Origin of the sequence: Lentilitoribacter sp. Alg239-R112 (genome assembly GCF_900537175.1) — a bacterium.
Lineage (GTDB): Bacteria > Pseudomonadota > Alphaproteobacteria > Rhizobiales > Rhizobiaceae > Lentilitoribacter.
Genome location: NZ_LS999833.1, coordinates 727066 through 752016 on the forward strand (window position 1 = coordinate 727066; position 24951 = coordinate 752016).

A 24951-nucleotide genomic window follows, 5' to 3' on the forward strand; every position below is an offset into this window, starting at 1 on the left:
AGGCATTGCGGCTGAGGAGAACGACACTTATTTAATAGGGAAGTTGAAAAAGGGAGCAAAAAAATGAGTGAAAAAAAAATTGAAAAACTTGTTTTATCTGATGCTGAATGGCGTGAACGTTTGACGCCAGAGCAATATAAGATTGCTCGCAAGCATGGAACTGAACGGGCTTTCACCAGTCCTTTTAATGAAAACAAAGCCGCAGGTAGTTATAATTGTGTTGCCTGCGGTACAGAACTATTTGCCTCAGATGCAAAATTTGATTCAGGCACTGGTTGGCCCAGTTACTTTAAACCCATGACAGATAACGCTGTCTCGGAGCATAAAGATCGCTCTTTTTTCATGACGCGCACAGAAGTTAGGTGTGCAAATTGCGAAAGTCATCTAGGCCATGTCTTTCCCGATGGACCGAACCCGACTGGATTGAGATACTGCATCAATGGTGCGGTGCTTGATTTCCAACCAGCCGAAAATTCAGACAAATAGACATAAGACCAATTTTTCATACATCAATTATCTAATCGGAGCCCACACCGTGAGCCAATTTAACAATCTGCCCAAACCACCTCTTGCCGAAATTCGACCACAGGAAGATACACGTCACGGTATCACGCGCGTTGATAATTATGCTTGGCTTCGAGCGGATAACTGGCAGGAAGTTTTCCAAAACCCCGATGTGCTTGATAAAGATATTCGTGCATACCTTGAGGCGGAAAACACCTATCAAGAAGCAGCACTTGAGGATACCAAAGATCTTCAGAAGTCTTTATTTGATGAAATGAAGGGGCGAATTAAGGAGGATGACGCATCTATCCCGGTTAAAGATGGCCCATTTGCTTACGGGCTTGAGTTTGTAACCGGTGGCGAACAACCACATTATTTCCGTACGCCAAGAGATGGCGGTGATAAGAATGTATTTCTGAACGGCGATATCGAGGCAGAGGGAAGCGAATACTTCCGTCTGTCGGCTGTCAACAACTCCCCTGATCATAGTTTGGGAATTTGGGGGTATGACGATAAAGGATCTGAGTATTTCACACTAAAAATCCGTGACCTTGAAAGTAACGAAGACCTTGATGATGAAATCCTGAACACTGGTGGTGGTGGAGTGTGGTCCGCTGATGGAACTGGTTTCTTCTATACTGCACTTGATGAAAACCATCGTCCGTCAAAGATTTATTATCACGTCCTTGGCACCAAACAATCTGATGACAAACTCATTCATGAAGAAAAAGACGCTGGTTTTTTCATGAGTGTTGGCGGCAGTTCGCTTGATGATGTAGTTTATATCGACATTCATGACCATCAAACATCTGAACTTTGGCTCATTGCTGCCGATGACCCGTTCGCAAAACCAAAACTCGTTGCCAAGCGCGAAACTGGCATTGAATATGACTTTACAGAGGGTGGTGAGGAGTTTTTTGTTCTAACTAATGACGGTAATGCAAAAGATTTCAAAATCATGTCTGTGCCATTTGCAACGCCTGAAAAAGATAACTGGGTGGAAGTTGTTCCTCATACGCCAGGGCGGCTCATCCTCAGTCATGCTGCATATAAAAATTACCTTGTGTGGATGGAGCGTGATGAAGGCTTGCCGAAGATCAATATCAAAGATCGTACAACTGGCGAAATTCACTCCATCGAATTTGACGAAGAAGCATTCTCACTCGGTTTTTCTGGAGCTGCTGAATACGATACTGAAATCGTCAGATTCTCATATTCATCTATGACAACACCGTCACAGCTCTATGATTATAATATGCGTACTCGTGAGCGCACCTTATTAAAAACACAAGACGTTCCTTCCGGTCATAATATAGATGATTATATAACACGCCGGATCATGGCCCCTTCCCATGATGGTGTCCTTGTTCCTGTTAGTATTTTATATCACAAAGATACGAAACTCGATGGATCGGCCCCTGCCCTGTTATATGGTTATGGCTCTTATGGCATGTCGATACCTGCATCATTTAATACCAATTGCTTATCACTTGTTGATCGAGGATTTATCTATGCCATCGCACACATGCGCGGCGGAAAAGATAAGGGATTTCAATGGTATGAAGATGGCAAACGCGAAAAGAAAATCAACACATTTAAAGATTTCATCGCAGCATCAGAACATCTTGTATCCGAGGGCTTTACCTCACACGACCGTATTGTTGCACAAGGCGGTTCCGCTGGCGGCATGTTAATGGGCGCTTGCATAAATATGGCACCGCATAATTTCGGTGCAATTATCGCAGCCGTTCCATTTGTCGATGTATTGAACACCATGTTAGATGATACATTACCGCTCACACCGCCTGAATGGCCCGAATGGGGTAACCCCATTACATCAAAAGATGACTATGAGTATATTGCCTCTTACTCACCTTATGACAATGTTGAAGCAAAAGCATATCCACCCATCTTCGCTATTGGCGGTCTAACCGATCCACGTGTAACTTATTGGGAGCCTGCAAAATGGATTGCCAAACTGCGCGAGGTGAAAACCAATGATGCGCCAGTCTTACTCAAAACCAACATGGGCGCAGGGCATGGCGGATCCGCGGGCCGTTTCCAGCGTCTTATTGAAGTAGCCGAGGAGTATGCATTCGCTCTCAAATCTAGTGGGATAACGAAGTAAAATCGAATGAATTACGATAAAATTTGATTTAAATACACCTATCTAAACTAAAATAATGTTCAAGTTTAACCATTACGGTCGCTCCGATTAGGTCCGATTACGGACGAGTTTTAGAACCAGAAACACCTCATCAATGCAGAGGTATTACAACAAATCTGGTGTAAACGCGGAGTGCTGTTATGGGGAAATTACGATCTGGACTACTACCTATTGAGAAACTTTTAAGATCTCAAGAAGGAAGTATGGCGATGATGACTGCTCTTGTAACGCCTGTTCTATTAATGGGAGCCGGTCTTGCCATAGATATTTCCAACATGACTGCTTTAAAAACTCGCTTTCAATCTGCATCGGATTCTGTTTCACTGGCAGTCGCTTCTCGAATAGCAAATGGTGATTTATCAATAGCAAACGCAGAAAGCTTCGGATCCGCATTACTTCTTGCTCAGATGGAAAGTGATGATGCGCGTTTTTCAAACCTAACAGTAACCCCAACCGTTGAAGTTACCGAAACTAGCATCGGGATTAACAAAACGTGGAATGTTAAAATTGGCGGAACCGCCAGTCAAGATACAACACCGTTTGCCGGATTTTTTGGCAAAGACCGAATGGACGTTTCAACATCCGCCAGCGCTGTAACAGGAACCGAAGAAATTCAAGGCGCACTCTCAATGGCAGTTGTTGTTGATGTATCAGGATCAATGGGCTGGGAACTTGACCCAACATCGCCGAAATATTTAAGTGAGACTTTAGGACTAACGACCGCTCAATCGAACAAGGTCAGCACAAAAATGAATGAGGCTGCAGCCTATCCCTACTATCTTACAGCTGAGAACATGACTTACATTTTGGAAAATTTTGTCTTCGATGACTGCGGTTCAATGGGGAACAACAAGACTGATAGAATAGCTTTTCTTACGGCCATAGGAATGCCTACAAATACATCTAAATATGACACCAAGCAGATGTGTAAACTAACAACATTTTCTAGTAAAAACGGTTGGATTTCACAGCAAACTGCAATTGACAATGTTCAAACGCTTGTCTCTGTCGCGCATCCTCAGATTAAAATTGACGCACTTAAACAAGCCTTGGGCGAGTTGTTTACCCAGTTTAGCACAGCAGACCCTACCCAATCATATGTTCGTACTGGATTAAGTGCCTATGCCTACGGTGTTAGAGGTGACACAGATTTAGAATGGGGTACAAGCTCAGCTAGCAACTACGCCTCGGCTATGTACGCTAGCGGCGGAACGGCCTCTACCAATTCGGTCAAATGGGCTTACAATGAATTGAAGAGCTCAAACGCGACAGAAGCTACCGAACATTACAATAAAAATGGACAGACACCTGATCGTTTCATTCTATTTATGACAGATGGTGACAATAACTATTCAAGCGACGATACTTCAACCAAAAGCTACTGCGATCAGGCCAAGGCTGATAATATTACTATCTTTTCAGTTGCCTTCGCTGCCCCAGAAGGTGGTCAAGAGCTTCTGAGTTACTGTGCGTCATCAGAAGACAATTACTATGAACCTGAAACAGCTTCTGAACTTATAACTGCGTTTAAAAATATTGGTGTGTCATCCACAAAAACACTAACACGTTTGACACAATAACATTTGAGAAAATTCAGACGAATAATCAGATCATAACTAAAATTATTCGCACCCAGTTAGGTTTCTCTTAACAGTGTTCGATAGCTATTATTTCATGTTTCTTGGTTAGTATACACACTAATACCAAAATATTTTGGATCAAAACGTCATGATTGACGTTGCGCAACTACGGGGAATTACAATGTTTACAAACCCATTGAAACAGACGTTTACGCAGCTATCGAAGGATAAGCGCGGCAATTTTGCAATGATGGCCGCTATTGTTACTCCATTACTGTTAGCAGGAGGTGGCGTTGCATTGGATCTAGCCAACCAGACAGCTATGAAAACACGATTTCAGGCAGCAGCGGATTCTGTTTCTCTTACTGTCGCAACGCGTATCGCGAACGGCGACTTGACTGTAGCAAATGCGGAAGATTTTGGAGAAAAGTTACTCTTAGCGCAAATGACGAGTGATAACTCCCGCTTCTCAGACCTGAAGGTACTACCTGAAGTCAATATCCAAGAGATTAAATCTGGAGGTAATACGACTTGGAACGTGAAGGTGGGCGGCAGAGTAAGCCAAAGCACGACACCTTTTTCGAAGCTCATGGGCTACGATGAAATGGAAGTTGAAATTGCTTCAACATCTACCAACAGCACGATATCCGCTCAAGGTGCCTTATCCATGGCCGTCGTCGTGGATGTTTCTGGCTCGATGGGTTGGTTGGTTTCAGAATATTCACAGCCTGCTGAGATAGCACTCGGTATAAACTATGTAACATTGGGTTACATTACCGATTATCTGCAAGTGTCTAAATTAAATCATAAGCTTTCCAATCAGGCGATTAAAAAAGTTATTAATAGCTATAATTATGATAAATGCGATAAGGTTTACTACAAGAAAAACAAACGCAAAAATTTCTTGAGAGCTATCAGCAAACCTTTATGGACAGATGCAAACACCGCATATAATTATTGCGTAACCCCAGTTAATGCACTTGACGAATACCTTGATGCTGGCGGCAAGAAAAATAAACTTAAAAACAACCTCAATTTAATTCTACCTTATCTGGAAGATACCAAGATTGAAGCCCTTCGAGATGCGACTGCTGAATTGTTCAACCAACTAAGCGCCGCGGACAAAGATAAAAAGTACGTTCGTACAGGTCTCAGTGCATACAGCAGCAGTGTACAAGGCACAACTGAGATGGAATGGGGTACTGACGCAGCATTGCTTTACACTTCAAAGATGACGGATGGAGGGGGAACTTCATCAACAGCATCTATGAAATGGGCATATAGTAAACTAGAGTCAAAAAATAAGACTGAAGCAAATGCGCACAAAGCAAAATCAGGACAAGCTGACCCTGATAAGTTTATTGTCTTCATGACAGATGGAGACAACAACTACTCTTCCGATAACACTGCAACGGAAGCAAAGTGCAAACAAGCTGAGAAGGATGGCATAACCATATATACTGTCGCATTTGCGGCACCTCCTGGCGGCCAGGCTCTACTTAGGAATTGTGCAACATCGCCTGAAAATTACTACAGTCCAGAAACTGCGAGCGAACTAATTGCAGCATTTAGCGAAATTGCCAAGTCATCATCAGAGCCGTTGAAAACGCGCCTCCTAAACTAAAACAACAAAACCCCGGAGAACTAAACTTTCCGGGGTTTATCTACTCTAACTTTTAAATAACTTAAGCAGTTGCTGCCTCGTACATTTCCAATACATAATCCCAATTGATCATGTTATCGACAAATGCTTCGAGATATTTAGGGCGGGCATTGCGGTAATCAATGTAATATGAATGTTCCCAAACATCGCAACCAAGAATTGGCGATGCGCCGTGCACTAGTGGATTTTCACCATTTGGTGTTTTTGTAATTTCTAACTTACCATCTTTAACAGTTAGCCAAGCCCAGCCTGAACCAAATTGCGTCATGCCTGCATTGATGAAGTCAGCGCGGAATTTGTCATAACCGCCCAGATCGCTATCGATCGCTGATTGCAAAGCGGCTGGCAAAGATGTGCCACCACCATCTTTCTTCATCCACTTCCAGAAGTGGATATGGTTATAATGCTGGCCGGCATTGTTAAACAAACCTGCATTGGTGCCATAAGACTTCTTTACAATCTCTTCCAGAGACAGATCAGCCATGCCCGCAGCTTCGGCAAGCTCATTACCCTTAGTTACATAGGCATTGTGGTGCTTATCGTGGTGAAACTCAAGTGTTTCGCGTGACATATAAGGCGCCAGCGCATCATAGTCATAAGGTAGGTCAGGCAATTCAAAAGCCATTTTATCGTCTCCATTTAGTTCAAAGTTTAATATCTAGATAGTCAACCATTGACCAATCAGCAAGCGATTGAGGTAAATAATTGATCTAATTTTTATCAAGCGCTAGAAAACTTTCTATTCATACTTAAGCTCACCCATACTTAGTACGAAAGACAAAATTTACTGGACTTATCACAAACATCAAAATCCTTTTTTGATGCTTCCCAAAATACCTCGTACAATTGCCCTACCAAAAGAGCTTGCCATCGAGCGAGCAGCAGACTTCAGCGCAGCTTCCGCCACTGATTGTCTTCTGCGACCTGACGAACGCTTGCGCGTAGTCTTTTTTCGTCGTGTTGAGCGCTTACGTCCCCGGCGATCATAATCATCGTCGTCGTCCTCGTCATCAAAACCAGGCAGTGTCCAACGACGGCTTTCTTTAAGCTCTTTCTCTTCTTCGCGAGCCTCGCGCTCACGCTCTTCTTCCTCGCGACGCGCAGCTTTTTCTGAACGTTCCCGTAAGATTTCAAACGCAGATTCTCGATCAATCTCGCGATCATATTCTGATGCGACAGGGCTAACCTTAATCACATCTTTGCGCTCATGGTCCTCTATCGGACCAAGACGTGACGAAGGCGGGCGAATAAGCGTGCGTTCGACCATTGACGGCACACCCTTTGACTCCAGCGTCGAGACCAATGCTTCACCCACTCCCAATTGAGTTATCGTCTCAAAGCAATCGAACTCAGGATTTGGCCGGAAGGTAGACGCTGCCACTTTTACAGCCTTTTGCTCACGTGGTGTATAAGCACGTAAGGCATGCTGGATGCGATTACCAAGCTGCGAAAGGACCGTATCTGGCACATCGAGTGGGTTTTGCGTTACAAAATAAATCCCCACACCCTTGGACCGGATCAGGCGGACAACCTGTTCAACACGATCAATGAGAATTTTAGGTGCCTCATCAAAAAGCAAGTGCGCTTCATCGAAAAAGAAAACCAAACGCGGCACATCTGGATCACCGACTTCAGGCAATTCTTCAAACAGCTCCGATAACAACCAAAGCAAAAAGGTTGCATAAAGGCGTGGGTTCATCATCAGCTTATCAGCGGCCAATACGCTGATCGCACCACGACCATCATTTGTTGTGCGCATAATATCCTTGATTTGCAATGCAGGTTCACCGAAGAACTCTTCCGCTCCTTGTTGTTCCAACACCAGAAGATCGCGCTGAATAGCACCGATAGATGAATTTGAAATATTGCCATAAAGCCCTGAAAGCTCCTTCGCATTTTCACCCATATATTTGAGCATGGCGAGTAAATCTTTCATATCCACCAATGGAAGGCCGTGTTCATCAGCGATTTTGAATGCAATATTAATAACGCCTTCTTGCGCATCGGTTGCATCCATTAATCGTGATAAAAGAAGCGGTCCCATCTCAGTCATTGTCGTGCGAACACGATGCCCTTTTTCACCAAAAAGATCCCAGAAAATCACTGGAAATTCTTGAAACTCATAAGGATCTAAACCGATGGTAGCGGCTCGCTTCTCCAGGAAATCCTTATGTTCTCCAATTGTAGCAATGCCGGACAAATCACCCTTCACGTCAGCGCAAAACACGGGGACACCAGCATTTGAGAAGCTTTCAGCTAAAATCTGCAGCGTCACAGTTTTACCCGTGCCCGTTGCGCCGGTAATCAGTCCATGTCGATTTGCGTATTTAAGTTTTAAATACTCGCCCTTATTGGTGCTATCATCCGGATGGCGGCTGGTGCCAAGGTAAATATGATCATCTTTTAGCATTACAGATCTCTCAATTAGGCGTCACCTGTCACAGGTGTCTGATTTTGTTATTATCTCCTTATAGGGGAGGCATTTGCGACCTGCAATCCGTTATCAATATTTGTTCTCTTCTGATAAGTTAAAGCTTAATCATTTTGATCTACAATTTGGTCAGAAAATATGGATAAACGGGATATCAAATTGTCCAAAAACCTGCTCCATCGTCGCGAATTACTTTTAGGTGTTGCTGCCTGTATTACGATAACTCCGTATCATTCAAATGCGCAAACTCCCCTTAATTTAGGTGAGTTACGTGGCATTGTAGACGCTAGTAAAAATGGATTATCCCCTCAAAGCGGTAAAGACCAAAGCTCTTCATTACAGAACCTAATTAATAAAACAGCATCAAAACAGGAGATACTCTTCATTCCCGCCGGCAATTATTACGTATCTAATATTGAACTTCCAGATAACACGCGCATCTTGGGTATTGCCAATGCATCTCGCATTATTTACACGGGCCGCGGCCATGGAATGCGTGCGCGATCGGCACAGCATATCGAGTTGCGGGATATCGTTCTAGATGGCGCATCCAATGTATTTTCAAACTATGCGAAGGGGCTGCTACACATTTCCAACTGTCCTGGCCTCTTGCTTGATAATATTGTTGTTCGAAACAGTGCATTTTATGGAATATACTTAGAAAGTTGCGGCGGTAGTATTAAAAACTGTGACATCTCACATGTACGAGAAGCCGCCATTTATGCGGTACAAAACACAGGCTTGAATGTTCGCAACAACCATATTCATGATTGTGCTAATGGTGGTATTCTCATTCATCGTTGGGAGGTTGGCGAAGACAACACCTCAGTGTCAAACAATAGAATTGCTCGAATTGCAGCTATGAATGGTGGCACGGGCCCATGGGGTAATGGGATTAATATCTTTCGCGCTGGCAATGTATCGATCAGTGACAATCATATTTCCGATTGTGCATTTTCCGCCATTAGAGCAAACTCAGCATCAAATATTCGCATTTCAGATAACTCGTGTTTTGGTTCGGGTGAAACTGCGCTTTATGTCGAATTCGCATTCCAAGGTGCGGTTGTTACTGGCAACCTGATTGATGGCGGAACAATAGGGATCTCAATCGCAAATTTTGATAGCGGTGGCCGAATGAGCGTGATCTCTGGCAACCTTGTTCGCAATATTATAGATAAAGGCCCCTACCCGCAGGAAGGGCCAGGTTTTGGACACGGGATCGCGGTGGAAGCTGATGCAAGTGTAACAGGTAATACGATTGATAATGTTGCAAAATGGGGCATGCTCTTGGGTTGGGGACCATTTCTCCGTTCCGTCAATATCAATGGGAATGTTATTCGCAAAGCGCCCATTGGAATTGCTGTATCAGTGGTCAAGGGAGCAAAGAGTACATCCATCACCAACAATATATTCGATGAGATATCTCATGGCGCCATTATGGGTCATGAATGGTCGAAACCTGTCACAAGTGATCTAGCTTTGTCGACCAAATCCAGATTTTCGCATCTTAGAATTGTTGACAACATCGTAAACTAATTGGGATTGCAAAAACAAGGAACAAAAGTTTCCGATCAGGAACCTATGATTGAAGTGACGCAGTAATTTTACCGACAATGTCGCCGTTCCAATTAGTGAGTTCTCGATTGGCAAATGCCTTCAAGTTAGCTGCAATTGGTTCCTCAGCCTCCATATAATTTGCAATCAACTCCGCAATTACGACTTCCGCTGCACGCGTTGCTCCATCGTCGATTTTAAGCGCCATACCAAGACCAAGTTTCGGCAGGGCTGCGGTATAAACACCTTCCGCGCCAGTTTTTACAAATATCTCACCCGGCGCGATTTCCATTAACTTTGTACAAGCTCTATCTGTTCCAGCCACATAAAACGGTTCAGCCATACAAGCATCTATCAGAGTTTTAGATGCTTTTGCACGCTCAGAAGTAAGACCTTCCCCTGTCGCCATTTTTGCAAATCCGTGTGCCAGTTTTTTAAGTGGTACTGCGTATGTCGGTATCGCGCAGCCATCTATGCCACAAAGATCCATGTCCAACTTGCTGCCAGTCATCGCTTCTAGGCTCCGAGCAACTTCTTGCTGAACTGTGTGTTGAGAATTAACATACCCGCGCAAGGGGAGATTACAATGGCATGCAACACATAAAAAACCGGCGTGTTTTCCTGAACAATTATTATGCAAACAAGATGGTTCGACCCCAAATTTAGCTTGCTCAATCAATATATTTGGATGAAAAGACCAGTGCGTGCCACACTCCATGTTGGTTTGATCAAGTCCTGCCTTCGCCAACATCTGCGCGGCAAGCTCAGCATGTTTTTGTTCGCCGGAATGTGAGGCACATGCAAGCGCCAGTTCGCGATTTCCAAACCCATAAGTGCTTGCTGCACCACTTTCGACAAGCAACAATGCCTGCATCGCTTTGACGGCAGAACGAGGGAATATTGGACTTTCTATGTTGCCCGCAGACATCACTATTTTCCCCGAACCATCAGAAACGGCATAGGCCCCACAATGCTTACTCTCAACACTTCTGCCGCGCGTAAGTTCTACTAGGGTCGGATTAATCACCAAATTGTCCTCAATTTCTGTAACCAAGACTAAACTTTAATTCTTCATTAACCATGTTTTGGCCAAAGTGAAAGTGAATTTAACGTCTACGAAGTATTGATCTATGCCCTATGCAGGTAACATTTCCGGAGTGAATCAGCCCGTCGCTGATAGTAGGGGGGCAACACAGGTTTCCGACCAGTTGCGTTTACGAGATTTTATTGCAAGTGATCATGTACGGCGCGCACTCCTAGTTCTGTTTTCAAGCATAATATTTGTAACAATCATTCTTTCTTTTCGCCCATTCAATGCAAGCTCCGATGCCCCGAGAATAACTGGCGGCGACGCCGTTAATCAGATTGGTTTCATAACCTTATTGGTAATTTCTGGGTTTATGATGCTTACGCAGGTCAGCTCGCGCAAATTACGTGCAGTGGCATCGCCAGCATGGATATTAGCCTTAGGCGCAATGGCTGTTGCCGTTTACATGTCCAATGACAGTATTGCTGCTGGTAGAGCATTGGCATTGGCCCTTATTTCAGCTTTTGTGGCATTAAATATCATCATGGTACCGGCATCTGTTCGTGATTTCCGAGCAGTCCTGGTGTTAACATCAACTTTAGTTATAGTTATTTCCTATATAGGACTTGTACTTTTCCCTGACGCAGCAGTTCATTCCTCTGGCGGATATGAGGCTCAACACGAAGGACTTTGGCGCGGTCCATTCCGTCATAAGAATATAGCCGGCCCAATTTTTTCTATTCTCACCATTTTTGGCGTTTACATCTACAGATCTGGGGATAAAGCCATGGGCGTAGTCATCGCACTTCTTTCGTTTATCTTCGTATTGAAAACGGGCTCTAAGACTACGACAGGCTTCCTGCCCATGGCTATTTTTGCAATCTTGACCGCACGTCTCTTTGGGAGTTCTAAAACAGCTATTTTTACGGTGATTATAACATTCTTGGGAGCCGCGCTTTTATCAGTTGGCACCGTTTATAGCGAAAATTTAAAAACCATAACGAGCCTTTTCCTAGATGATACCACATTCACGGGGCGGGATGATCTTTGGCACTTTGGGATAGATAATGTTCTAACACGCCCATTCTTTGGATTTGGTTTCGACAATTTCTGGCAAACCGATATGGTCAAAAATGGGGTTATTCCGGCCTATTCAAAATGGGATTTTCTTAACATTGTTCATGGCCACAACAGTTACATCGATACAATGTTGGCATTTGGTTTCGTTGGAGGACCCATCATCATATTTGTTGTCTACATCCTACCTATGATCAACTATGTACGAGCATATAATGATCCATCAAAACGACATCTGGCGGACATGTTTATGATGGTCATTGCCTTTACAATACTATTATCTTTGATGGAGGCGTTTGTTCTAAGTAGATCCGATCCGATCTGGATCATGCATATATTCTCAGTTTTCGGCCTTCAAATCTTGGCCAGAACTCACAAAAATCATGCATCAGAACGACAATTTCAGAGTTTTAAGTAACTTAATCAGGAATAAACTTAGGTTATTTATAAATTATTCTATTGCAGATAATATACCATCTATCCGGTAGGTAGATGTCACAGATCGATCAAACTCTGGCGGACGCAATGTGCCCCCCATAGATACTCGATTGTTCCTGTAAAGCATAGGGCCTGCTTGTTTTTCGAATGCTGAGAAGTGAATTTCATTGACACCTGTTTCGTCAAGAATTCTGACAACATTATTGGGTGTAATTCCGCACCCAGCCATAATTCTAATCCGACCTTTCGCACGTTTCACCATCTGGTGGATCACCGGTGCTCCCTCAAGCGCATTTGGAGAATGGCCTGATGTTAATATGCGCTCAACACCCAAATCAATTAGTGTATCTAGCGCAGATAGAGGATCATAAGCCATATCTATCGCTCGATGAAATGTCACTGCTACGGGGCGGGATAATTCAATCAACTCGGCAGTTCTTGAAATATCTACGCTACCATCAGCATCGAGCAAGCCAAATACGAACCCTTCAACACCCAAACATTTCAAAGCTATGATATCTTCTTTCATGGAGCAAAACTCTTCTTCGGTGTAAAGAAAGTCACCACCACGCGGCCTGATCATAACTTGAATATCGACATTTCCAGAAACAGCAACAGCGCGTTTTACTAACCCGTATGACGGTGTAAGTCCGCCCTCCAATAACGCCGAACATAGCTCCACCCCATTCGCGCCTGCTTCTTTCGCGGCGAGAACACCTTCAACAGAATCGATACATATTTCAGTTCTGATGGACAATGTTATAACTTCCGTTACCTGATGGCATTACCTTCATTGTCAAACTCATGAACGCGACCATTCTCAGGAGTAGCATAAACAGTCTGCCCTTCTTCAAATGAATGCTCGCCGAACAGGCGTACTGTTATTGATCCTGCACTTTCACCATCGAGATAAACATTTGTGTCTGCACCTAGATGTTCAACGTGTGAGACAGTGCATTTCCAATCACCTTCTTTTGCATTAAGCAGCAAATGCTCAGGCCGCACACCAATAGTTTTTGCTTTTGACGAACCTACATCCTGACCAGAAATAAAATTCATTTTGGGAGAACCTATAAACCCTGCAACAAACATGTTGGCAGGACTATTATACAACTCCATAGGAGCCCCAACCTGTTCAATCCTGCCATCTTGCAGCACAACAATTCTATCAGCTAAAGTCATTGCCTCTGTTTGGTCATGCGTTACATATACCATTGTCGTGTCTAGTTGACGATGGAGACGTGCGATCTCTAAACGCGTATTTACCCGCAAAGCAGCATCCAAATTTGATAAAGGCTCGTCAAACAGGAAGAGTGACGGTTTGCGCACAAGCGCTCTACCAATAGCTACTCGTTGTCGTTGTCCACCCGATAGCTCGGCAGGCCGACGCTCGAGATACTCATCTAATGATAGCATTGCCGAAGCAGCTTCCACCTTATCCGCAATTTCTTGCTTAGGGCGTTTTGCTTGCTTTAAACCAAGGCTCATATTCTCTTTAACCGACAGATGCGGATAAAGCGCATAAGTTTGAAAGACCATTGCAATACCGCGCTTAGTCGGCGGTTCAGCATTTACTTCACGTCCATCAATCTCGATGACACCATCAGTTTCATTTTCAAGGCCGGCGATGATGCGCAATAATGTAGATTTCCCGCAGCCAGATGGGCCAACAAAAACGACAAACTCTCCATCTGGCACATCTAGATCGATCCCTTTGAGAACGTCTACTGAGCCGAAGGATTTCCGAATATTTTTAAGTAATAAAGATCCCAAAACGATTTCCTAATCTTAAAGTTCTATTTCAACGCCAGTGCGAATACTTTCATCTGCCGCAAGGCAAATGCTGAGAGATTGAACAGCATCATCAACATGACGATGAGTGTCCAAGTCTTCATATATAACCCGCGCCATATATTCCTGTTCACGTGCACAAAGTTCATCATGCCCCGGTTCATCTGCCATCGACAAATTTTCATCGAGTTTTTTAAACTCACCCGAAGCATCAATTTCTGCGCTGTGAATACGGATCAATGATGTTTTTGTGTGTGCATCAACATCATCAGATTTTGTACCCTCAGGCACCACAATGGATACGCTCCCATTTGGAGATATGATATCTTTCACAAAGAATGCTGTTTCTGACATCATCGGCCCCCAACCGGCTTCATACCACCCGACAGATTTGTCTTCAAAAATCACTTGAAAGTGACCATAATTATACATATCCGGACTTATTTCATCGCTCATCCGCAAGCCCATACCGTGCACTTTCACAGGTTTTGCATCGGTAATCTGACACATAACGTCAACATAATGAACGCCACAGTCCACAATGGGCGATGTCGTCTTCATAAGGCTTTTATGTGTTTGCCAAGTTGGGCCTGAAGATTGTTGATTCAAGTTCAAGCGAAAAACGTACGGCCCTCCCAGATCCCGCGCCTTTTCGATCAGCGTGATCCAGGAAGGATGATGCCGTAAGATGTAACCAACAACAAGCTTTTTCTTCAAACGTTTTGCAGTGTCTGCAACACGCTTTGCATCTGCAACTGTTGTCGCAATAGGTTTTTCCACAAATACATGCGCACCTGCTTCCATCGCCATTATGGAGTAGTCTGCATGCGTATCAGAATATGTATTGATTGACACAAGTTCAGGTTTAAATTCCGCAAGCGCAACTTCATATGAATGATGGACTGTGTAGCCGTGCAAATCCTCAGGCAAATCTACTTTCGAACGATTTACAAGACCAACAATTTCGAAATCAGGATCGTTGTGATAAGCCAAAGCATGGCTTTTTCCCATATTTCCGAGACCAACAGCCAGAACCCGAATGGGTTTTCGGTCTATCATTTTACTGCTCCAGCGGTGATACCCTTGATCAACTGCTTTGAGAAAATAAGATACAGAATGAGTACCGGTATAATGGCAAGTGACAGGGAAGAAAGAACAGCATTCCAGTCAGTTACAAATTGCCCGATAAATACTTGTGCACCTAAAGTTACAGTTTTAGTTTCCTCCGCTGGTGCCAATATTAATGGGAACCAAAGATCGTTCCATATTGGGATCATTGTAAAGACGGCAACTGTCGCCATTGCTGGCCTGATTAAAGGCAGAACCAAGCGCCCAAATATTCGATACTCAGAAAGACCATCTATGCGCCCTGCATTTTTTAAATCATCTGAAATACCTTGCATAAACTCCGATAAAATAAATATGGCAAGTGGCAGACCCTGCGCAGTATAAACTAGGATAAGCGCCGTCAGAGTATTTACAAGGCCGCTCGCGACCATAATATCCAAGATCGCGACTGTTCCTAAACGGATTGGAATCATAATACCCAACGCCAGGTACAGTCCCATCAAAAGATTGCCACGGAAGCGATATTCGGCAAGTGCAAAAGCTGCCATAGCGCCGAACAAAAGCACCATTGTGAGCGTGACGACTGTAACGACTAGACTATTTTGAAAATAGAGTAGAAAGTCGCCTTGTTTGATCACCGTTTCATACCCGATCAAGCTGAACGATTCCGCATTGGGTAATGATAAAGGTGACTTGAATATTGCTTTTCGAGATTTGAACGAATTGATCAAAATCACGAATACAGGGAACAAGGCGATCAATGTATATGTTATCAAAATTCCATGTGCTGCAAATGCTTGAAACGTTTGGCGCGATGTATTTGAAATACCGTTTGAATTACTCATCATACACCCCTAGAATTGATAGCGGCGCAGCCGCGTTTGAATGCCGAATAGATAGAGCGATACTCCAATCAAGATGATCAGGAACATGGCTGACGCTATGGTTGATCCCATGTTTGGATCACCCAACTGCAACTGAAATCCGAAGAATGTTCGGAACATAAGTGTGCCGAGAATATCAGTGGAATAGTTTGGTCCCGCCAATGCGCCCTGTGTTGCATATATCAGATCAAATGCATTGAAGTTAGCAACAAAGGTTAGCACCGAGATAATGCCGATTGATGGCAAAATAAGTGGCAACTTAATTTTGAAAAATTGCGAGATACCATAAATTCCATCACATTCAGCAGCTTCTAATATCTCATCAGGAATTGACAATAGCGCGGCGTAAATCAGCATCATCGGTATCCCGACGAACTGCCAAACAGATACCAAGGCCAATGTTGTCAACGCATATTCTTCTTTACCAAGCCATGGGGCAAATAGGCTCTTAAGACCAACAGCATCAAGCATAGAAGGCGCAACACCCCATAAAGGACTTAAAATAAGTTTCCAAGCAAATCCTACAATCACAAATGAGAGGATAGTTGGTACAAAAATTGATGTTCGGTAAAAACTTCGCATACGCAACTTATTGCTGCTCAATATAGCCGCAAGTATAATGCCGATAGGGTTTTGAACCAGCATATGAATGACGAAGAACCAAGTATTATTGCTAAAGGCGTTCCAAAAATCTGCTGACCACCGCTCATCTCCGAATAGCTTCTTGAAATTTGCAAGCCCTACAAAGACTTGATTACTTTCAACAGTCTGAAATAACGACAGCTGAATTGTCGCAAATAGCGGAATAACCATAATGGCAGTGTAGATCAGTGTCGCTGGCGCAAGAAAAACTAGAATATGCCAGCGAAACGATGTTCGTTTTCGTGTCTGTTTCATTGAATTCCCCTCACCCAAAATCTAAAGTTTAAAGCAGGTCGCAACTAAATATCGCGACCTGCATATATTTATTTTACTGTTGTGGCTTATACCAAGAAGCCAGACCGTCTTGCAGACGCTTACCAGCATCTTCAGGGCTTTCTGTTCCCTTGATTGTTGCGACAGAAGCGTTCCAAGTTTCGTTCTCTAGATTTGGCTCACCACGAGACAAAATTTGATATGTTGAACGGATACTTGAGTTACATTTCTCGCGCCATGAAATAAATTCCTGAGCAAGTGGATCTTCTAGCGTTACCGGTTCGCTTGAAAGCGGGAAGAAGCCAGGTAGTGCATTTGCGTAAAGGCTTGCAAATTCAGAAGTTGCCACCCAATTTAGGAATGTTTTTGCTGCTTCTGCATTTGGTGATGCTGCGTTCATGCCGATGCCAATATCTGTGTGATCGGAAATGTAGCACTCGTCACCTGATTTTGGCACAGGTGGATTAAACGCACCCATTTCAAAATCTGCATTTGCATTAAAGCCCGTAATTTCCCATGAACCTGCAGGATATACTGCAGCACGACCAAGTGTGAATAGATTTTGGCTATCAGGGTAAGTCTGAGCTTCAAAACCATCACCAAGGTAGTCTTTCCACTTAGCAAGTTGACGATATGGAGCAACCCAACCTTCATCAGTAAGTTTTTGTTCGCCTTTAATCAGCGCCGTACGACCTTCTTCACCTTTCCAGTAATTTGGACCGATGTTGTTATAACCCATAGTGGCAGCTTCCCACTGATCATTTGTACCCATTGCCAATGGTGTATAATTACCTTTAGCTTTAATGGCTTCTAGAACAGCGAAGAATTCTTCTTCCGTAGTTGGAACGCTAACGCCTGCATCAGCCAAAGCTTCTTTATTGTAGATGAAACCATGAATAACCGATGCCATTGGTACACAAAATGGATTTTTTCCATCGTCAGTGATCCAAGCGGATTTAGCCACATCAGAGAATTTTGACATCCCTTCAAGATCCGCGAGAGATGCTAGATGTCCTTTTTCATAAAGGCTCAATGATGCATCAAATGGACGACAAGTAATAATATCACCAGCAGAACCAGCATCAAGCTTAGAATTTAGTACAGCATTATATTCCGCAGGAGCAGACGGTGTGAACTTAACTTTAATTTCTGGATTTTGAGCTTCAAACGCAGGAATGATTTTTTCCTGCCAGATTGTCAAATCATCATTTCTCCAGCTCTCAATCGTAATTGTTACGTCTGCTGCAGCAGCAACAGTTGCCATAGCAAGTCCTGTTGAACCGAGTAAAATTGATTTTAAAATTTTCGTTTTCATGTTGACTATTCTCCCTAGTTTACGCCCGCAATAGGCTTTCAATGACAGAGCGAATTGCTCTGCTATAGCTCTGAAAGAGACGGTCTTAGCTTATGACCGTTTCGTTCAAGAATTTCTGTTCCCTGTTTTGTGTCTTTTGCTCCACTTGCAAGCAGAACCGCAAGTTTTACATTGCCATCTGCATCCCTAAGTGCTGCGTTAGCAGTTACCTCATCACAATCAGCAATAGATCTAACCATACCTTGAGCACGTTTTTGCAACTTCAAATTTTCAACTTGCAAATTGACCATATGGCCATCATGAACATGGCCAAGTTGAATTGCCATAAGAGTGGACATCATATTCAAGGCCACCTTTTGCGCTGTACCCGCGCCCATTCGTGTCGAACCTGCGATCACCTCTGGCGGCGTTGGCAAAAATATCGATATGTCAGCTTCATTAAGCAATGGCGTATCAGGATTATTAGCGATCCCAACAACTGTTGCGCCTTCTGCCTTGGCAACTTCAATTGCCCCCAAAACATAAGGTGTGGAACCGCTGGCAGAAAGACAAATAACACAATCGCCACGCTTCATGCCTGCGTCAGCAACGTCCTTACCGCCTTGATCACGATCATCTTCCGGCCCTCCGAGCATCTGCGTAAGGCTACCAGCGCCACCAGCCATAACTATTCTGATATTATCGTTAGAAATGCCGTAGGTACCCGGCAGCTCCAAACCGTCAGCGATAGCCATCAAGGCCGAACTGCCTGCTGCTACATAAATAATCTTATTGGATGATGAAAGTGTATTTGTAAGCGCAATAGCTGCAGCTTCAATTTCAGGAACTGCACTTTCTACGCTTTTGGCGGCAGAAATCTGCCCTGCCAACAACTCTCGCAACACCGCTTTTGAGGGCTGCGCGTCAATCCCAATTGATTTTGTATTTAGCTGCTCCGTTTGAAGCTTTACTGCAACATTAGTCATATTAGTTTCCTCTTGCGACAATAATACCAATCTAATACCACTTGTCTAGGGCTGTTAATCATTTTTATGACAAAAATTTGAAAAAACATTTTTAATTGTTAAAAATCAACTAGTTATTTTTGTTTGTAAAAAATATCTGAAAAACTATTTGGTTAATGGTATTAAATTGGTATTATAGCCTCTGGAGGTTTTTATGACTTATTTTATTGGTGTCGATGGTGGTGGTACAGGTTGCCGTGCGCTCATTTGCAATTCTCACGGAGAGCAACTGGGTACTGGCGTGTCGGGATCCGCGAACATCGTTACAAACTTAGATGCCGCTAGAAATAATATACTAACGGCCTGCAAATCTGCACTTTCAGAAGCTGGACTCGACTTCAAAATCATCGAAGATTCAGTTGCTTTTTTAGGCCTCGCAGGTGCTAACCTTGATGATTATTCAGATCGCTTGTTGCACCAGCTGCCCTTTCGCAAAGCTCAGATTGATTCCGATGCGGCAATTTCTTTACAAGGAGCAATAGGCAACGAAGATGGCTTTGCTGCCATTATTGGGACTGGTTCGGTATTTATGCACCGAAAAGAGGGCGTCGTACGCTCTATCGGAGGCTGGGGGAATTTGGTTAGTGATCTGTCTGGGGGCGCGCGGATAGGTCGAGCACTACTAGAGGACGTGTTGTTAAGCTATGATAAAATTCGCCAAAATACGGATCTAACGCGATCTGTATTGGAACAATTTGGAAACGATCCTCGTCAGATTGTTGAGTTTGCAAAAAATGCAAGCCCAAGCGAATGCGGGAAATTCGCTCCTGAAATTTTTGAACACTATGAGCTTGGAGACCCAGTTGCGATAAAAATCGTAGAGAAGGCAATCACGGATCTTGAGGAAGTGCTGAATGCTTCCTTAGAAGATGAAAACCAAGAATTTCACCTATTAGGGGGCTTGGGTGGCAAATATGCCTCATTATTAAATAGTAGTTTGCGCCATCGAATACGCGAACCAAAGCAAAGCCCTACACAAGGTGCCGTAGCACTCGCAATCCAGTCATTTGAACAGGAGGTAGCAGCTTGAGTACCGCAACATCAGAGAATATATTTAGTCGTGAAAACTGGAATAGCTCAGGAGCCGGACCTCTTTATATTCAGTTACGCGACCACCTTGAAACTATAATAAGTTCCGGTCATTTCAAAGCTGGAGAGCCACTACCATCCGAACGAGAAATAGCTGAGTTTTCAGACGTCTCGCGAATTACAGTTCGAAAAGCAGTGCAAGAATTAGTTCGGGCCAACTTAGTAGTGCAAAAACAGGGTTCGGGAACATCAGTTGCACCGAAGGTAGAACGGGTCGAGCAATCACTCTCAAGCTTAACTTCTTTTAGCGAGGACATGGCACGACGCGGAATGGAAATTAAATCCACATTCCTAGAGAAACGAATATCCTCTCCTTCGCCAAAAGAAATTATGGCATTGGGTCTAAGACCATCACAGTTGGTAGCCAGAATTTGGCGTTTGCGCCATGCTGATGGAATACCAATGGCAATCGAACGTGCGTCACTATCAACACAATTTCTACCTGACCCAGAAAATGTTGATGTATCCTTATACGCACATCTCGAAAAGAGCGGAAACAAACCGAGTAGAGCCATACAACGTATTTCGGCCGCCAATATTGGAATTGAAGACGCTAAATTGCTTGCAGTACCTGAAGGTGTTGCCGGATTAAATATTGAGCGTATTTCATACTCGAATTCTGGCCAGATAGTTGAATTTACATCGTCTATTTACCGAGGTGACGCATATGATTTCGTTGCCGAGATGCAGATTTCAAACGAGAATTAGAATGCTAAACATCGTCAGTAAAACAGATATGCGTAAGGAGATTGAAGAAATCCCTCTCGCAATCGAGCGACTTCTCAGTGCCCCGGAAAACAAAATCCAAAAGGCAGCAGATGCCCTGAGAGATTTGAACCCGAAACTCATAGCAACTTTCGCGGGACAAGGGCTTCAATCCTGATATTCCACCGAAGTTACGGAAAGTTACGAAAACATTATGAATAATAAAGCAATCATTGGTGCCAATATTTTTGATGCGGAGAAAACCCACAAGAACAGCGCGCTGTTACTTTCAGATGGTAAAATCATTGCGATTGTAGCCGACCACGAAGTACCTTCAGAATATGAAGTGATTTCAGTTGATGGAGGTACACTTACTCCTGGCTTTATTGATCTACAGGTCAATGGCGGTGGTGGAGTTCTACTCAATGATGAGCCGACCATCGATGGTATTCGAACGATCTGTGACGCACATGCAAAATTTGGCACAACCTCACTATTACCGACACTTATCACAGATGATTTTGATAACACAAAACGAGCTATTGAAGCAGGTATCGAAGCGCACAAACAAAATGTTCCCGGTTTCTTGGGCCTGCATCTTGAAGGGCCACACCTGTCTACACAAAAAAAAGGTGCCCATGACCCGTCACTTATTCGCAAAATGACAGATGAAGATGTAAAGATTTTGATAGATGGCCGCAAAAACCTGCCAAACCTAATGATCACAGTTGGCATTGAAACAGTCACGTTGCAACAGATTAAAGTACTCTCTGAGGCAAACATCATTGTCAGTTTGGGGCACACAAATTGTACGTATGAACAAGCCGTTGAAGCTTCAGAATCCGGCGCAACATGCGCGACACATCTTTTCAATGCCATGAGCCCACTCACGCATCGCGAACCTGGTTTAGTGGGAGCTGCAATCAACGAGGGAGCATTCTTCTGCGGACTTATCGCCGATGGGCATCATGTACACCCTGCCCCCTTATCTATTGCGCTTGCAGCAAAACGAGGCCCCGGCAAGGCCTTCTTGGTGACCGATGCAATGTCCACAATTGGGACAGACCTCACCAGCTTTACACTGAATGATCGCACGATTTATCGAAACAACGGCATACTTACTCTTGAAAATGGAACTCTGGCAGGAGCAGATCTCGATATGATATCTGCTGTATTGAACATTCAAAAACTAACCGACATGGATCCGGAAGAAGCCATACGAATGGCAACTCTTTACCCCGCTCAGTGTATGGGAATCTCTGGGCATATAGGAACTCTAAATTCTGGTGCCAGTGCAGATATCATCCATATTGGTACAAAAAATGAGATTAAGAATGTTTGGCGTCGCGGTCAGCAATTACATTAATGCCACAGCCTGCTACAAAGACGATGAGTCCCGTCGCACAAATAGCCGCTAAGTAAATAAAGGATAACTCATATCCGCCCCACAGCGACATTAGAACCCAATATATTAGCAGCAAACAAATACGACCAACGCCAACACCGGCAGAAATAGAAGAAAGAAATTTGCCAATATCTTGTGTACCAACTTTGTTCATAGCCGCTGTCTGCCACGTTATACGACTAAGACCATTACTCACTCCCCATATGATTGAGCTAAAGTAGAGCATCACCGCGGACGAATTAATGACCAACAAAGCACAAGAGAGAAGAAAGATTACTAAGGTTAGAAAAACCACCCTCTCGCTGGCTGTTTCAATCCAACTTCTGCTTCCGAGTGTACCGGCGCTGGTTGCACCTACCGTATAAAAAACGCTTGTAAGCGCTAAAACTTCGCCTGAATATTGAAGAAAATCTACTATCACAATTGGCTTAATTATATTCAAAAGCATAACACAAATAAAAGGCACGCTTCCACAATAAGACAGAAGCAGTAATGATAATGGATATTGCTTATAGGCTAATCCATCTGGCTCAATTTCTTTCTGAGCACTAGGTACATTTATGTGTAACTTCATCAATACGATCGATGCTGAAATAATCATCCCTGCCGCAGCGCATCCAAATACCAGCGACAATGAAGCAACATTTTGCGCGAAGATATACGCCGTTAATCCTCCCGCCACAAAGGTCGATACTTGGCCCTCAATCTCCAATATTCCGTTGTAGCGTCCAAACTGTCCATCAGGCACAATGTCACGAGTGATCGCGGAACGAATGACATAATAAAAAAACAGATAGATATGGCCAAAGAAAAATACGCCGAGCAATAACACCACATTGTCCGGTTGAAAGGCCAAAATTGCGAGAAACAAAGCCATTAGAAGCATTGCTGTAGCGAATAATCCAGCTCGGGAGATTGAATCTACCAAGATGCCACTTCTCTTGCGCAGCAAAAAAAGAAACATCATCGCCGCTGCATTAACAGCGATAAGTGAATCACTACCTTGTGTTTTTATGATCAACCAAGGCAGAGCGATTAAAAAAACTCCTATCGAAACAGAGGATAAAAAGTTGACAAAGATGAAATAGCGAATCATGTGCATTTCGACCATACACACACTTTAATATTGGAAATTCTCATAGTTGCACCTCTTATTAACTGCTTTAATTTTCAATTCTCTCTACAGGTTAATTTCTCAAGTATGGTTGAGGTCAAGAGGTATGATTTGTAAATTTCATTATTTCTTAAACAACAAACTGCATTCATTTGGCTGGAGTATTCAGTTTCAAACAACACAACACCCGAATACACACTTGGCTACTCCTAATTTTCGTGTAGAGTTTAGAAAATTACAAGAATGAAAGCTTAATAAATGATCATCCTTGATGCACAAGCAACTCAAGAAGCACTCGCGTGGCCTGAACTGGTTGAAGCGCTACAAAAAGGGTTTGAAGCAGGCTGTGAAATGCCCGTAAGACATCATCATGATTTTCAAATTCCGGGAGAGCTTGATGGCACTCTGCTTCTTATGCCTGCCTGGATTCCGGGGAAATATCTGGGCATCAAGACCGCGGTTGTTGTGCCGGAAAACGGGGCCCGAGGCTTACCGGCGGTTTCAGCAAATTATCAATTAATTCAAGCTACTGATGGCCAGACAATAGCGTTGATTGATGGCGCAGTACTTACAAATAGAAGAACGGCAGCGGCCTCTGCATTGGCATCGAAATATCTATCGCGATCAGATGCGTCTCACTTATTGGTGGTTGGCACAGGAGGCTTGTCAAAATCGCTTGTGCAAGCTCATTGTGCAGTCCGACCCATTAAAAAAATCTCTATTTGGGGACGTCGATTAGATAAAGCACAAGAGATGTCCAAATCATTGTTTGAATTTGGTTTAAACGCTACAGCGGTATCCGATTTGGAGGAGGCAGCTAAATCAGCGGATGTTATTTCTTGCGCAACAGTATCTAAAACAGCTTTGGTAAAAGGAGAATGGTTGCGGCCAGGTACTCACCTAGATTTGGCCGGAGCATTTAAGCCAGATATGCGTGAAAGTGATGACGAGGTTATGCGACGGGCAAACATCTTTGTAGATACGCGGGCTGGAGCTATGAAAGAAGCAGGCGATATCGTTCAACCAATTGCGGATGGTGTAATTTCCGAAAACGACATTCTGGCTGATTTGTTTGATCTTACTCGGCAGAAACACGCTGGGCGCAAAAACGATAGTGAAATCACAGTTTTCAAATCAGTTGGAACAGCATTGGAAGATCTCTTTGCAGCAGCACTTGCATATGAAAAATCGCACTCAAATCTAACATTGTAACGCTAACC

At 43.6% G+C, this 24951-nt stretch carries 22 protein-coding genes; 11 read left to right on the plus strand and 11 right to left on the minus strand.

Annotated features, from left to right (window positions below; all coding sequences use genetic code 11):
* Positions 1-63: 63 nt before the first annotated feature.
* The 4 genes from msrB (at position 64) to G3W54_RS04060 (ending at position 5875) form a co-directional block, all read left to right on the plus strand.
* Entirely contained in the window at positions 64-486 is a 423-nt protein-coding gene (gene msrB / locus G3W54_RS04045) for a peptide-methionine (R)-S-oxide reductase MsrB (protein WP_162651848.1), read from the plus strand.
* Between the two features lie 49 nt (positions 487-535).
* Positions 536-2632 (plus strand): S9 family peptidase, encoded by a 2097-nt coding sequence (locus tag G3W54_RS04050; protein ID WP_162651849.1) that lies wholly within the window; start codon positions 536-538, stop codon positions 2630-2632.
* Between the two features lie 179 nt (positions 2633-2811).
* Positions 2812-4251, plus strand: coding sequence for a TadE/TadG family type IV pilus assembly protein (locus G3W54_RS04055; RefSeq protein ID WP_162651850.1), 1440 nt, complete (start codon positions 2812-2814; stop codon positions 4249-4251).
* Positions 4252-4399: 148 nt separating this feature from the next.
* Complete coding sequence (locus G3W54_RS04060; RefSeq protein ID WP_162651851.1) at positions 4400-5875, plus strand: TadE/TadG family type IV pilus assembly protein; 1476 nt, start codon at positions 4400-4402, stop codon at positions 5873-5875.
* Between the two features lie 61 nt (positions 5876-5936).
* Here the strand turns inward: G3W54_RS04060 and G3W54_RS04065 are convergent, their stop codons facing one another.
* Both G3W54_RS04065 and G3W54_RS04070 read right to left on the minus strand, forming a co-directional pair.
* Complete coding sequence (locus G3W54_RS04065) at positions 5937-6539, minus strand: superoxide dismutase (RefSeq protein ID WP_162651852.1); 603 nt, start codon at positions 6537-6539, stop codon at positions 5937-5939.
* Positions 6540-6719: 180 nt separating this feature from the next.
* Positions 6720-8324, minus strand: a complete 1605-nt coding sequence (locus tag G3W54_RS04070) for a helicase HerA-like C-terminal domain-containing protein (protein ID WP_162651853.1) — start codon at positions 8322-8324, stop codon at positions 6720-6722.
* A 159-nt stretch (positions 8325-8483) separates the two neighbouring features.
* Between G3W54_RS04070 and G3W54_RS04075 the strand changes: the two genes are divergently transcribed.
* Positions 8484-9881, plus strand: coding sequence for a TIGR03808 family TAT-translocated repetitive protein (locus G3W54_RS04075; protein ID WP_162651854.1), 1398 nt, complete (start codon positions 8484-8486; stop codon positions 9879-9881).
* A 43-nt stretch (positions 9882-9924) separates the two neighbouring features.
* Here the strand turns inward: G3W54_RS04075 and G3W54_RS04080 are convergent, their stop codons facing one another.
* Positions 9925-10926 carry an asparaginase gene (locus G3W54_RS04080; protein ID WP_162651855.1) on the minus strand — a complete coding sequence of 334 codons (1002 nt, stop codon included), beginning with the start codon at positions 10924-10926 and terminating at the stop codon, positions 9925-9927.
* 130 nt (positions 10927-11056) lie between these two features.
* Here G3W54_RS04080 and G3W54_RS04085 point away from each other — a divergent pair, with 130 nt between their 5' ends.
* A complete protein-coding gene (locus tag G3W54_RS04085) occupies positions 11057-12421 on the plus strand; it encodes an O-antigen ligase (RefSeq protein WP_162651856.1) in 1365 nt (454 codons plus the stop codon).
* Between the two features lie 33 nt (positions 12422-12454).
* Here G3W54_RS04085 and G3W54_RS04090 read toward each other — a convergent pair whose 3' ends face one another.
* The 7 genes from G3W54_RS04090 to G3W54_RS04120 form a co-directional block, all read right to left on the minus strand.
* Positions 12455-13198: a copper homeostasis protein CutC gene (locus G3W54_RS04090; protein WP_162651857.1), complete on the minus strand. Its 744-nt coding sequence runs from the start codon at positions 13196-13198 to the stop codon at positions 12455-12457.
* Positions 13199-13212: 14 nt separating this feature from the next.
* Entirely contained in the window at positions 13213-14214 is a 1002-nt protein-coding gene (locus G3W54_RS04095) for an ABC transporter ATP-binding protein (RefSeq protein WP_162651858.1), read from the minus strand.
* A gap of 15 nt (positions 14215-14229) precedes the next feature.
* Positions 14230-15291 carry a Gfo/Idh/MocA family oxidoreductase gene (locus G3W54_RS04100; protein WP_162651859.1) on the minus strand — a complete coding sequence of 354 codons (1062 nt, stop codon included), beginning with the start codon at positions 15289-15291 and terminating at the stop codon, positions 14230-14232.
* Entirely contained in the window at positions 15288-16145 is an 858-nt protein-coding gene (locus tag G3W54_RS04105) for a carbohydrate ABC transporter permease (RefSeq protein WP_162651860.1), read from the minus strand. The genes G3W54_RS04100 and G3W54_RS04105 overlap by 4 nt, the downstream gene beginning before the upstream one ends.
* Before the next feature lie 9 nt (positions 16146-16154).
* On the minus strand, positions 16155-17081 hold the full coding sequence (locus tag G3W54_RS04110; protein WP_162651861.1) for a sugar ABC transporter permease: 927 nt from the start codon (positions 17079-17081) through the stop codon (positions 16155-16157).
* A gap of 73 nt (positions 17082-17154) precedes the next feature.
* Positions 17155-18414, minus strand: a complete 1260-nt coding sequence (locus G3W54_RS04115) for an ABC transporter substrate-binding protein (RefSeq protein WP_162651862.1) — start codon at positions 18412-18414, stop codon at positions 17155-17157.
* Between the two features lie 62 nt (positions 18415-18476).
* The gene (locus G3W54_RS04120; protein ID WP_162651863.1) at positions 18477-19379 is read right to left on the minus strand and encodes an N-acetylmuramic acid 6-phosphate etherase; all 903 of its coding nucleotides are present in this window, start codon (positions 19377-19379) and stop codon (positions 18477-18479) included.
* 193 nt (positions 19380-19572) lie between these two features.
* Here G3W54_RS04120 and G3W54_RS04125 point away from each other — a divergent pair, with 193 nt between their 5' ends.
* From G3W54_RS04125 to nagA, 4 genes are read left to right on the plus strand one after another with little or no spacing between them, the layout of a single operon-like run.
* The gene (locus G3W54_RS04125) at positions 19573-20448 is read left to right on the plus strand and encodes a BadF/BadG/BcrA/BcrD ATPase family protein (protein WP_162651864.1); all 876 of its coding nucleotides are present in this window, start codon (positions 19573-19575) and stop codon (positions 20446-20448) included.
* Between the two features lie 20 nt (positions 20449-20468).
* Positions 20469-21215 carry a GntR family transcriptional regulator gene (locus tag G3W54_RS04130; RefSeq protein ID WP_162653547.1) on the plus strand — a complete coding sequence of 249 codons (747 nt, stop codon included), beginning with the start codon at positions 20469-20471 and terminating at the stop codon, positions 21213-21215.
* 1 nt (position 21216) lies between these two features.
* Positions 21217-21390 carry a hypothetical protein gene (locus G3W54_RS04135; RefSeq protein WP_162651865.1) on the plus strand — a complete coding sequence of 58 codons (174 nt, stop codon included), beginning with the start codon at positions 21217-21219 and terminating at the stop codon, positions 21388-21390.
* A 36-nt stretch (positions 21391-21426) separates the two neighbouring features.
* Positions 21427-22578, plus strand: coding sequence for an N-acetylglucosamine-6-phosphate deacetylase (gene nagA, locus G3W54_RS04140; RefSeq protein WP_244627828.1), 1152 nt, complete (start codon positions 21427-21429; stop codon positions 22576-22578).
* On the opposite strand, the gene G3W54_RS04145 is transcribed toward nagA, so the two are convergent.
* Positions 22541-23728, minus strand: coding sequence for an MFS transporter (locus tag G3W54_RS04145; protein ID WP_162651866.1), 1188 nt, complete (start codon positions 23726-23728; stop codon positions 22541-22543). The genes nagA and G3W54_RS04145 overlap by 38 nt on opposite strands.
* A 261-nt stretch (positions 23729-23989) precedes the next feature.
* Here G3W54_RS04145 and G3W54_RS04150 point away from each other — a divergent pair, with 261 nt between their 5' ends.
* On the plus strand, positions 23990-24943 hold the full coding sequence (locus G3W54_RS04150; RefSeq protein WP_162651867.1) for an ornithine cyclodeaminase family protein: 954 nt from the start codon (positions 23990-23992) through the stop codon (positions 24941-24943).
* Positions 24944-24951 lie beyond the last annotated feature (8 nt).